Below are 11770 nucleotides of genomic sequence, written 5' to 3' on the forward strand. Positions count from 1 at the left end.
TACCCGAATTCAAGCTCAGAGCAAGTTCTTAAGGAAATTTATATCTGTCACGAAAATTTTTGTTAATAAAATCAACATCGTTAAGATGTTTGTCCTTTGTGTATTAACGTGAAAACCTTGTATAGTAACTCTATTGCTCATTTATAGGGATTTTTTATGAAGCCATTTCGCCGTTTAATTTTGACCAGTTCGTTAGTACTTAGTGCGCTGTTTACTACCTCAATTAATGCACAGACAGTTTATACAAATGTTAATGGATATACGCTAACAAGCCCTGCTGGACAAGATGCACAACTAGCACAGTTCAGTGCTTTTGCGGTGCGTAATGGTAAGTTTATCGCGATGGGCGATGCCGAGCTTGCACAACAATTTCCCGATTTCACGCGTGTCGACTTACAAGGTAAAACGGTATTTCCTGGCTTGATTGATGCCCACGGTCATGTGTTGGGCTTGGGTCTAAGTTTATTGCAAGTTGATTTGCGTACAAGTGAATCAGCATCCGACGCCGTTAATGCAGTCAACGACTATGCTCAGCAGCACCGCGACCTTCAATGGATAAAAGGGCGTGGCTGGAACCAAGAAAACTGGCCCAGTAAACGTTTTCCAACCGCCAAGCAGCTTGATGAGTTCGTCGCTGATCGCCCCGTTTATTTGACCCGTGTTGATGGTCATGCGGCATGGCTCAACTCAAAAGCACTCGAAGTCGCCGGTATTACCAGTGAGACAGTCTCACCAGATGGCGGTCAAATCATCAAAGACGCGCAAGGTAACCCAACGGGCGTGCTCATCGATAATGCCGTCAACTTAGTTGAGCCGCTTATCCCAGAGCCAACAGCCAGTGAGAAAAAGCAAGCCTTCCAACTGGCATTCAACCATTTGCTATCGCTCGGCATAACCTCCGTACATGATGCCGGCGTACCGGCGGTTGACCTATCAATTTATAAAGGTATGCAACATCAGGGTGAGATGCCCATGCGCGTTTATCCAATGATTGCAGCGACCGAACCGCAACTTCCTCAATTATTAGCTGAAGGCCCCTACCGCACCGATGACGACAAACTCTTTATTCGTAGCGTCAAAATATACGCTGACGGTGCACTAGGAAGTCGCGGCGCGGCATTACTTAAGCCATACAGTGATGACCATGATAATCACGGGCTACTCGTTACCTCGGTAGACAATATTCGCAAGCTGTATCAACTGATTATTCCGTTTGGCTTTCAAATAAACACACATGCCATTGGTGACCGCGCCAACCGCATTGCACTCGACGCTTTCGCTGAGTTTTATCAGACGCTTGGCGGGCGCAATTTACGTAATCGCATTGAGCACGCACAAATCGTCAATGTAGACGACCTACAGCGCTTTAAGGATTTGAATATCATCGCCTCGATGCAGCCCACGCACGCAACAAGCGACAAAAACATGGCTGAAGACCGCTTAGGTAAAGCACGGATGAAGGGAGCGTATGCCTGGCATACCTTACTCGAGCAAGGTACGATTATTGCCGCAGGCTCCGACTTCCCTGTTGAGCTTGCGAACCCATTTTATGGCTTACATGCAGCCGTAACCCGTCAAGATCGCCAAAACATGCCTGCTGGTGGCTGGCATGCCGAAGAGTCAATGTCGCTCGAGCAAGCATTGCGAGCGTTTACGATTGACGCGGCGTACGCGGGTTGGCAAGAAAGCACGTTAGGCTCAATTGAACCCGGCAAATGGGCTGATTTTATCGTACTCGACCGAGACCCTTTTGCGATTGATGCAAAAGACATTTGGCGAGTGGACGTCGAGCAAACCTTTGTAGCAGGTGAGCAGGTATATTCAAATGAATGATGACTTTTTATTCTCCGAGGACGAACCTGAAGAAGAGGTGCTAAACACGGCACCTCCTTATGAAATCCTTATCGTCGACGATGACGAGGAAATTCACACTATTACCAAAATGGCGCTTGCTGATTTTAAACTCGACGGACGTCCATTAAAGTTTCACTCAGTTTATTCTGGTGAGGAAGCCAAACAGTTTTTATCCAATAATACAGCCATCGCGATGACGCTATTGGATGTCGTCATGGAAACAGACCATGCGGGACTTGATGTCGCACGTTGGATCCGCCAAGAGTTACAGAATCGACTGATTCGTATCGTATTGCGCACGGGACAACCGGGCCAAGCGCCCGAAGAGGATGTCATTGCTCGCTACGACATAGACGACTACAAAGAAAAAACCGAGCTGACCTATCGTAAGCTCGTCACTTTAATGTACTCCTGTCTGCGCGCATACCGTGATCTGAATGCCATTGAACGTAATAAGCGCGGTTTAGAAAAGGTCATCAATGCATCAGCTGAAGTGTTCAGCGCCCAATCGATGCATGCCTTGTGTCAGGGTATTTTAGAACAATTGGTCGCACTGATTACTCACTCTGATGATGCCATGTATTGTCGCACCCATGGTCTTACCGCTAAGACCCTTGACAACCAAGAGTTTGAAATTATCGGAGGCACCGGCGACTACGCCCAAGCCGTTGGTCAGGCGGTCACACAAGATATTGACTGGTCGTTAGTGACCGAGCTGCAAAACCTTCAGCGCTCGGTGGTATTTAGAATTCATAATAACGATTACTATGGGCTCTATAAAACGACGGGCGGTCGACAATATTTACTCGTCATCAAAGATGTTCGAGATTTGTCTGAGCTTGATCAAAACTTACTGGGGCTGTTTGTGAATAATAGCTCTATCGCAATTGATAACCTTAACTTGAGAGAGACCGAGCGAGAAGCTCAGCGCGAGCTGCTCTACTCCGTAGGCGAGGCCATCGAAAAGCGGTCGGTCGATAATATTAGTCATCATGTGAAGCGCTCAGCGGAAATGGCTGGGCAACTATTAATTGCCACCGGCGCCACCAGCGAAGACGCAGAAAAGCTGAAGCAAGCGGCGTCAGTGTACGATATCGGTAAAGTCTCCGTACAAATGGAATTGGCTCAAAGTGCCGATGCCCTATCGATTCACGATTACGAAGAAATCATGAGTAATGTGATCAAAGGTCATGACTATCTAAGCCAGACCGATACCGAAATTGCACAAATCGCAGCCCGTATTGCGCAAGATATTCATGAGCGTTGGGATGGGTTGGGTTTTCCCAGTCGTAAAAAAGCGAAAGCGATTGATATCAATGCGCGAATTCTGTCCATCACCAGTCAGTATGACGCACTGCGCACTCAACGCTCATATCGCGATGCGCAGGATACGGGCGCCGCAATCGATTATTTGACGCTGCACTCCGGCGAATTCTTTGATCCAGAACTCGTCGGTATTATGATCGATCATATTGATGCGATGGAAAAGATAAGACAACGTTATTCGGATATCATCTAACCACGAGGGTATTATGGATCTTCAATCCATTCGACGCGATTACAACATTGGCCATTTAACTGAGTCTGATGTGCCCAACACACCGTTTCAGCTGTTCGAGAGCTGGCTAAACAATGCCGTCGAGTGTGGTCTCAACAGCGATCCAACGGCGATGACTGTTGCCACGGTAGACAGCCAAGGGCATCCGAGTCAGCGTATCGTTTTGCTCAAAGGCTTTGACGAGTCGGGGCTACGCTTCTTTACCAATAAGCAAAGTCATAAAGGTAAGGATATCGCACTCAACCCCAAGGTATCGTGCCACTTTGCTTGGCTTGCACTCGATCGCCAAGTGCACTTTCGTGGTAACGCCGAGCCTTTAAGCGAACAGGAAAACGACGAATACTTTTATTCACGCCCGTTCGAAAGCCAGGTAGCCGCATTGATTTCTAATCAAAGTCAGCCGATTGGCAGTCGTGATGAGCTTGTACGTTACTATCAAGAGCAGCTTGAGCAGTATCAAGGCAAGCAAGTACCGCGTCCACAACACTGGGGCGGTTACCGCATCGTGCCGAGCGAGGTTGAGTTTTGGCAAGGTGGCGAACATCGCCTGCACGACCGGTTTATCTACCGCTTAGAAAGCGCAGATAATTGGAGCGTGCAGCGATTACAGCCTTAACTGAGTGCTGTCGGTAACGGCTGCTGACAAAACTCAGCGCACTTACGCAATACTTTGAGTGTAGCGGGCGCATAACGTACACCTTTCTCAAGCTGTTGGCGCTTGCGCGCCAGCGCTTGATGACCGGGGATGCGTACGGGGTTGTCAGCAGCAATCGGTTTTGCCGCCAAGGTGTCACGAATTAACTCATCCACCTGAGTAATAAATGCTTTTTGCTCGCCAAACGCCGAAGGATCAATAACTTGAACCCAAACACAGTTGGCATCGCCCTCATCTTTACCTTGATTCCGACCATAATGCGCCAGCGCCATCGTCCACAGTTCACTAAATAGCGTTAAGCCATAACCTTTATAGCCCAACAGCTCACCACCCAATGGACCAATCGCACTACCCGGTTCTGAGAAAAACGTCTCAGGATCATCGGTCCATTCACCCTGAGCTGTGACCAATGCGTTATAAGGCAGCTTTTGCTGATTGGCTTTTGCCTGACGTACCTTGCCCGCGGCCGTCATCGATAAACTGATGTCCAATAAGATAGGATCGCCAGAGCTCGGCACACCTACAGCGAACGGATTAGGCGAATACACCGCTTGTTTAGCACCAAACGGAGCGACGGCGCGTTGACCTGGGGTCGAGCACATTAAACTGACCATCATGCCCTGCTCTGTTGCTAGGCTTAAATAAGCAGCCAAAGACGCGATATGTTGACTACGACGAACGGTGATGGTGCCCGTGCCCGCCTGCTTCGCCATCTGAATGGCTTCGTTAATTGCCATCGGCATCACATAAGGACCCGGTAAACGTTGAGCATCCCAATTGGCGACAGCGGCACGCTGTTGCAGCACTTGTGGTTGTCCTTTGGGCTGACTCTCACCACGCTCCAACCACTGACAATTATTCAGCAGCCGAATTAGACCATGGGTACTGTAGCCCAACAAGTCACCCTCGAGTAAATAGTAGGCAACGTGGCGAGCAACTTCGCCCGACGCTCCAGCAGACTGCAGACACTCGTCGGCCCACGCTAACAATTCGTTGTAATCAAACAGACAATCACGCTCGCTCATCAAATTTCCTCTTGGTCAGCGACACTACTAACGGTAAGCTTACACCAATGACCATAGCAAGGAGTATAACAGGTGTCATCTAGTCGATTGATTGAACGCATAGCCGTAATTACCAGCGGTGGCGACGCCCCGGGTATGAATGCAGCACTACGTGCAGTGGTATTAGCTGCCGAGCATGATGGAATAGACGTTGTAGGTTTTCGTCATGGATATGAAGGCTTGCTAAATAATGACTATATGAAACTCGGTCGCGATGAAGTTGAACATATATTGCAATATTCTGGCACCATCATTAAAAGTGCGCGTAGCGAACGCTTTAAAACCGATGAGGGTGGAATAGAGGCTGCGCATAACCTAGATGCGCAAAATGTAGATGCATTTATTGTCATTGGTGGCGACGGTTCATTTAGAGGCGCAAATCATCTTGCTAAATTTTGGCAAGGTCCTATTATTGGCATCCCCGGCACCATCGACAACGACCTCTTCGGAACTGACAACACGATTGGCTACGATACAGCAGTAGAAACCGCGATGGATGCGCTTGATAAAATCCGTGACACCGCAGAGGCCATGGATCGGGTATTTATTGTTGAGGTTATGGGCCGTAACGCGGGTTACATTGCAATTAGCAGTGCCATGGCAAGCGGTGCAGAGCGTATGATTTTGCCCGAGTTGCAAAAGGATAAACCGCTCACCATCGATGCCTTGGTTAAACATGTGGAAGGCGTGAACCGTGTGCGTGGTGACTCCAGTTACGTGATGGTGTTGTGCGAAAACCAATGGCCTGGCGGCGCGGTGCGCTTAGCCGAGCAACTGGAGGATCGACTCAACTTTCCGTGTCGTCCTTGTCTGCTTGGTCACGTGCAACGTGGTGGACGTCCAACGGCTATGGATCGTATCTTGGCGACCCGTTTAGGCGTTTATGCCGTACAACTGGTACAAGAAGGAATTACCGGCGTTATGGCCGGCATTGAGAAGAACGAGCTGGTTACCACACCGCTCGAAGACACTTGGGTCAAGCGCAAAGTGCTGAGCCAAGAATTGATAGATATACAGACCAAGTGTTTTAACCCGATCAAAAAAGATCGTCATAAAGCTACGGTCGACAAAGCGTAGAGTAAGGTATTGTGCCCATGTCAGAAATTTCACTTCCAGTGGCGACCAATGATCCCGTGCGTCCCTTTTTTGGCGCCGAGCGTTCATTTTCGATCCATCCTGGCAGTATTCACATCATTGGCTTCGGCTTTGATGGCACCGCATGTTTTCGTAAAGGGACCAAAGAAGGTCCGGATGGCCTTCGCTCGGTGTCTGAAGATATCGAGTCGTATTCTCCCTACCTGGATGCCGATCTGGAAGATTACGAGTTTTTTGACCTCGGCAACTTACGTTTAGGTTTTGACGATGACGTTGAGGCACAGTGGCATCATGCCAATAATGACTTTAACCAGATTTTTGAACCGCTGGATTTAGCCGCGACCCAAACCAAGCTCATTACCTTAGGGGGTGAGCATTCGATTTCGTACGCACCTATCGTTAAGCATCTCAAACAATACCCCAATATGGTGTTGTTACACCTTGATGCGCACGCCGATTTGCGTGATGGCTTTTTAGGTTATCACTTTTCACACGCGTCGATAATTCGCCGCGTGGTCGATCATTTCGGCCCTAAACACCAGCTTATTCAATATGGTATTCGCTCAGGCACTCGTGATGAATATACCTGGATGAATCAACAAGGCACGATCCGTAAATCGCGGCAGGACTTTCTGACATCGGTACAGGAGATAGCCGGCGACCGCCCTATCTACCTTACGCTGGATCTCGACTACTTCGACCCCGCATTTATGCCTGGTACAGGCACACCAGAACCGGGCGGAGAGGACTTTCATTCATTCGTCAGTTTGATGAAGATCCTGCGTGAGAAAAATTTCATTGGTGCAGATATTGTTGAGTTATCTCCTAAAATCGACCCAACAGGCAACTCAGATGTATTCGCGGCAAAAATCGTCCGCGAAGTATTGTTAACACTAGAGCAAGCAGGAGCATAAGCCGATGGCAGATTGGACTATCGACCAAGCTGAAGAACTTTACGGCGTTAATCGTTGGGGGGCGGGCTATTTCTCCATTGGTGAGAACGGTAATATCAAAATCGCGCCTAACCACCGGTTACCCGACATTACCATCGATATGCGCGAAGTCGTAGATGAAATTATTGCCGAAGGCATCGAGCTGCCCGCAGTTATCCGCTTTCATGACATCTTGCGCTCACAAGTTGAGATCATTAACGAGACGTTCAACAAATGTATCGAGGAAGCCGAGTACAACGGTCAGTACTGCGGTGTGTTTCCCATAAAAGTGAACCAGATGCGTGAAGTGGTCGAAGAGATCATGGATGCCGGCGAGCCCTATAACTACGGTTTAGAGGCGGGCTCTAAACCGGAACTCATGGCGGTCATGGCATATAATGACAACCCTGAAGCGCTGACGGTATTAAATGGCTATAAAGATAAAGACTATTTGACATTGGCTCTGCTTGGACGTCAACTCAAGCGTAAAATGATCATCGTAGTCGAGAAGTTCAGCGAACTTGAAATGCTGATCCCGCTTGCAAAGCAGCTCGGTGTGGAGCCAATGATTGGCTTACGCTCGAAAATGATGGTGCGTAGCTCAGGTAAATGGGCGGGTTCAAGTGGGGACCGCGCTAAGTTTGGTCTGAGTATTGCCGAAATTCTTAATGCCATTGAGCGTTTGCGCGAAGAAGACATGCTGCATTGCGCGAAGTTATTGCACTTTCATATCGGCAGTCAGCTCTCGGATATTCGCAAAATTAAAGAAGCGGTATCTGAGGGAGCGCGTTTGTACGCCAAATTGGTGCAAGAAGGCGTTGAACTTGAGTACTTAGACATCGGTGGCGGCTTAGGTATCGATTACGACGGCACCAGTTCTACCACCGACTCATCGCGTAACTACTCAACCGAGGAATATGTTGCCGACGTGGTATGGGGCATTAAACAGGTCTGTGACCTCGAGAACGTCCCTCACCCTAACATCGTGAGTGAGAGTGGTCGCGCCATGACTGCGCACCACAGCTGTGTGGTCTCGAACATTGTCGGCGAAGTAAACCCTTCAGGCACTGACTTTGATTTGAGCGCAACTGAAGACGAGCACATTCTGGTCAAGAACATGCGTGACCTGTTTATTAACGGTGCACAATATCACCCTCAAGAGCGCTATAACGATGCGGCAGGTTACAAGCAAAGCGCATACGAGGCATTTAAGCTCGGCATTCTCTCGCTGAAAGAGATGGCAAAGCTCGACACCATGTATTGGCGTATTCTCGCCGATATCCACACCGGCCTTGATGAGGAAAGTGCTTTCATTCAAGAGCTGGATGAGCTTGAAGATATGTTGGCGAGTCAGTACCTGTGTAACTTCTCGATTTTCCAGTCAGCTGCGGACACCTGGGCGATTGGTCAAGTACTGCCGATTGTGCCTATCTCGCGCCTTGACGAAAAACCCGAAGTGCGTTGCTCTATTGCTGATATTACCTGCGACAGTGACGGTAAGCTAAGCAAGTACATTGAAGGCACAGAAATTCGCGAAAACATCCCGATGCATAAGCTGAAGAAGAATGAGAACTACCATGTAGGCTTATTCTTAACCGGCGCGTATCAGGATGTTATGGGTGATATGCACAACTTGTTTGGCCGTTTAACCGAAGTGCACGTTTATTGCCACGACGATGAGCCGGGTGATTTCTATATTGAGGAAGTTGTACCGGGTACATCAGCAGAAAAAGTACTGACGACGATGCAATACAACACCGAATATATGGCTAAAACGGTTAAAAAGCATATCGATCGTCAAGTACGTAAAGGTCACCTGCAGCCTCGTGAAGGCGTACGGTGGACTAACTTTTACGAGAAATGTTTGGCGGGTAGCACCTATTTGCGTGTAGATTAACCGCAAAATGGTGATTTACTGACCAAACGGTAAAAAACCTAAGAAAAGCGGTTGACTCGGAGACGAAAAAAACGTTTAATACGCCTCGTCGCCCGGATAGCTCAGTCGGTAGAGCAGAGGATTGAAAATCCTCGTGTCGGTGGTTCGATTCCGCCTCCGGGCACCACTTCCCCCTCCTTAGTGGTCCTTATTAGTACTTTAACTCCTTAATAATCAAAGACTTGATCGTAACTTTGGTCTTTTGTAGTCCTTTCGGGTTCAGTAGTATCCAGACTTTTTAGTACACTGTTTAGTAACACAGAACAAAATACACTAAAGGCGTGTTACTAAAATGGCCCGTATAACTAAACCGCTAAGTGCTCGTGAAGTCAGTGAAGCTAAGCCTAAAGACAAAGAATGGGTTCTACCCAGATTTTACGGACACATCCATAAAGAGGCATGATGTGCCCATAAGGAGTGTTCATGACCAAACGAAGAAAATACAGTACTGAATTTAAACGAGAAGCCGTTGAGCAGACTCGACAGCCCGGAGTCAGTTGTCGACAGGTTGCACTGGAAATTGGTGTTAACCCAAATATGCTGTCCCGATGGAAACGCGAGTTAGAAGAGGCTCCTGGTAGTGCTCACAAAGGCTCAGGCACGCCACGCGACGAAGAGGTTGCTCGGCTTAAGCGCGAGTTGGCCCGGATAAAAAAGGAGCGTGATTTTTTGCGCGAAGCGGCAACGTTCTTCGCAAAAGAGTCGTCCTGAGATATCAGGCGATCGAACGTTGTCGCGAACAGTTTCCGATACGCTTAATGTGCCGTTGTATGAAAGTCTCAGCCAGCGGCTATTATGACTGGGTAAATCGCCAACCGTCGCGTCGTGCCGTTGATAATGAACGATTGCTGACGCGTATTAAAGAGATCCATGAAGATAGCGGCGGTATTATTGGTGCGCCGCGCATGCATGAAGATCTTAAAGAAGAAAAGGAAACGGTCAGTCTTAATCGCGTTGCGCGATTAATGGCATTGCATGGGTTACAAGGTTGGCCGCGCAAAAAAGGGCGTGGTCGCAAAACACCATCTCAGCGCCCGGATGGTATTAAAAACCACCTGGGACGAGACTTCAAAGCCCTTGAGCCGAATACCAAGTGGGTAACTGACATAACCGAAGTGAAAACGGACGAAGGAAAACTTTATCTGTGTGTTGTGCTGGATCTGTTTAACCATGTCGTTGTCGGCTGGTCAATGCACCACCGGCAGGATAGAAAAATGGTTCTGCGAGCGGTGGAGATGGCAGTCTGGCAACGTCCTGAGGCGACACAGGCAATACTGCATTCGGATCGTGGAACGCAATTTACCAGCGGCGATTATCAACGGTACTTAAAAAACAACGACTTATTGGGGAGCATGAGTGCTGTCGGACATTGTGCCGATAATGCGGCTTGTGAAGGCTTTTTCGGTATGCTCAAACGCGAGCGCGTGAACCACCGGAAATACCGAACCAGAGACGAAGCTCGTGCCGATATATTTTTTTACATCGAGCGGTTTCATAATCCAAGAATGCGACGTAGAGTAGCGAATCAAGACAGGAAGTTTACAAACGTTTTAAACCGTCCGTAGAAACGGGGTAGAACCCAAGTCTATCAACAGACACGACGAAACACGTTCATTTAGGTGAGCCTGTTAATAAAGTAGAGGGTTCACAGGAGTTCAGAATTCCCCCTACCGATTTTGACGAGTCAGATTTCGTTGCCATGTTCGATCCTTCAGGCAAAGTTCAAGGCCCAAAATTAAGAGAGGCAATTAAAAGCCTACGGCTTGCTCAACTAGCCCAAGATATTTTCCCTGACGGTTATGTACCAAAAATCAATCAATCTAAAGGCGATTACCGAACAGCGATGAATAGAGGAAATAATGCGAGTCTTGTTGATAAACCTAGTCAGCCATTCAATGTTTATCAATTAACCCGCCAAATAGTTCATGAATGCTGTTGGGATAATGGGGATAACTGGGGGAACCAAAATAACGACCTTAATTATTGCTCTTCTCTACTAACAAGAATACAGGCAGTAACACACTCTCCCTCTCTTCGCGCTGTTTTTAATGAGAACGGAGGTCTTGAATCTCTTGATAGCATAATAAACGAATTCCTATCCAGTGATAGCAGAACCCTCCGTATATGCACTAGCGATGTAAGCTACGAATTTTATGCTAGAGAAATTATAGCGAATACGATTGGTCGGAAATTACTTAATAGAGCACGAAGTGAAGAGTTCAGATCCCGGCCATTACTGGTCATCTTAGATGAAGCCCATAACTTTTTAGGGAAAAGAGTCGGTGCAGATGAAAACGCAATAAAGCTAAATGCATTCGAGTTAATAGCAAAAGAAGGACGTAAATACGGGTTAAATATCTGTATTGCGACACAACGCCCTCGTGACATAACCGAAGGAGTGCTTAGTCAAATGGGAACACTTTTTGTACACAGGCTCACTAACGATAAAGATAGAGATGTTGTCGAACGCGCCTGTGGAGAAATAGATAAAACTGCAGCGTCATTTTTACCTAACTTAAAGCAAGGCGAAGTCGCGATTGTAGGTGTAAGCTTTCCTATCCCGATGACTGTTAAAATAAGTAGGCCTAAGATACCACCAATTTCAGATGGTCCGAAATTTAATAAACTCTGGACTGGCAATGGCTGAATGGGCGCTCTAGCCTAACAAAAAAACTA

Annotated in this window: 8 protein-coding genes, 1 tRNA gene and 1 pseudogene; 9 read left to right on the forward strand and 1 reads right to left on the reverse strand. The window is 47.8% G+C overall.

The genetic code is table 11. The annotated features are described in order from the left end of the window. Positions 1-156: 156 nt before the first annotated feature. Genes OS145_RS09540 through pdxH form a run of 3 tightly spaced genes read left to right on the forward strand, consistent with a single transcriptional unit; the run spans position 157 to position 4028 of the window. On the forward strand, positions 157-1833 hold the full coding sequence (locus tag OS145_RS09540; protein ID WP_006956191.1) for an amidohydrolase: 1677 nt from the start codon (positions 157-159) through the stop codon (positions 1831-1833). Then, on the forward strand, positions 1826-3373 hold the full coding sequence (locus tag OS145_RS09545) for a response regulator (protein WP_006956192.1): 1548 nt from the start codon (positions 1826-1828) through the stop codon (positions 3371-3373). Before OS145_RS09540 ends, OS145_RS09545 begins: the two co-directional genes overlap by 8 nt. A 13-nt stretch (positions 3374-3386) precedes the next feature. Beyond that, positions 3387-4028 (forward strand): pyridoxamine 5'-phosphate oxidase, encoded by a 642-nt coding sequence (pdxH, locus tag OS145_RS09550; RefSeq protein WP_006956193.1) that lies wholly within the window; start codon positions 3387-3389, stop codon positions 4026-4028. On the opposite strand, the gene OS145_RS09555 is transcribed toward pdxH, so the two are convergent. Beyond that, the gene (locus OS145_RS09555) at positions 4025-5092 is read right to left on the reverse strand and encodes an Ldh family oxidoreductase (protein WP_006956194.1); all 1068 of its coding nucleotides are present in this window, start codon (positions 5090-5092) and stop codon (positions 4025-4027) included. The genes pdxH and OS145_RS09555 overlap by 4 nt on opposite strands. A 72-nt stretch (positions 5093-5164) precedes the next feature. Here OS145_RS09555 and OS145_RS09560 point away from each other — a divergent pair, with 72 nt between their 5' ends. From OS145_RS09560 to OS145_RS09590, 6 genes and pseudogenes are all read left to right on the forward strand, one after another. Then, complete coding sequence (locus OS145_RS09560) at positions 5165-6208, forward strand: ATP-dependent 6-phosphofructokinase (RefSeq protein ID WP_006956195.1); 1044 nt, start codon at positions 5165-5167, stop codon at positions 6206-6208. A 17-nt stretch (positions 6209-6225) separates the two neighbouring features. Continuing rightward, entirely contained in the window at positions 6226-7140 is a 915-nt protein-coding gene (gene speB, locus OS145_RS09565; RefSeq protein WP_006956196.1) for an agmatinase, read from the forward strand. 4 nt (positions 7141-7144) lie between these two features. Beyond that, positions 7145-9055 carry a biosynthetic arginine decarboxylase gene (gene speA / locus OS145_RS09570; protein ID WP_006956197.1) on the forward strand — a complete coding sequence of 637 codons (1911 nt, stop codon included), beginning with the start codon at positions 7145-7147 and terminating at the stop codon, positions 9053-9055. Positions 9056-9145: 90 nt separating this feature from the next. Continuing rightward, a tRNA-Phe gene (locus tag OS145_RS09575) sits at positions 9146-9221 on the forward strand. Between the two features lie 296 nt (positions 9222-9517). Further along, positions 9518-10670: pseudogene (locus tag OS145_RS09585) on the forward strand (IS3 family transposase). Positions 10671-10793: 123 nt separating this feature from the next. Further along, a complete protein-coding gene (locus tag OS145_RS09590; RefSeq protein ID WP_006956198.1) occupies positions 10794-11741 on the forward strand; it encodes an ATP-binding protein in 948 nt (315 codons plus the stop codon). Positions 11742-11770 lie beyond the last annotated feature (29 nt).

The organism is Idiomarina baltica OS145, from assembly GCF_000152885.1.
GTDB classification, from domain to species: domain Bacteria; phylum Pseudomonadota; class Gammaproteobacteria; order Enterobacterales; family Alteromonadaceae; genus Idiomarina; species Idiomarina baltica.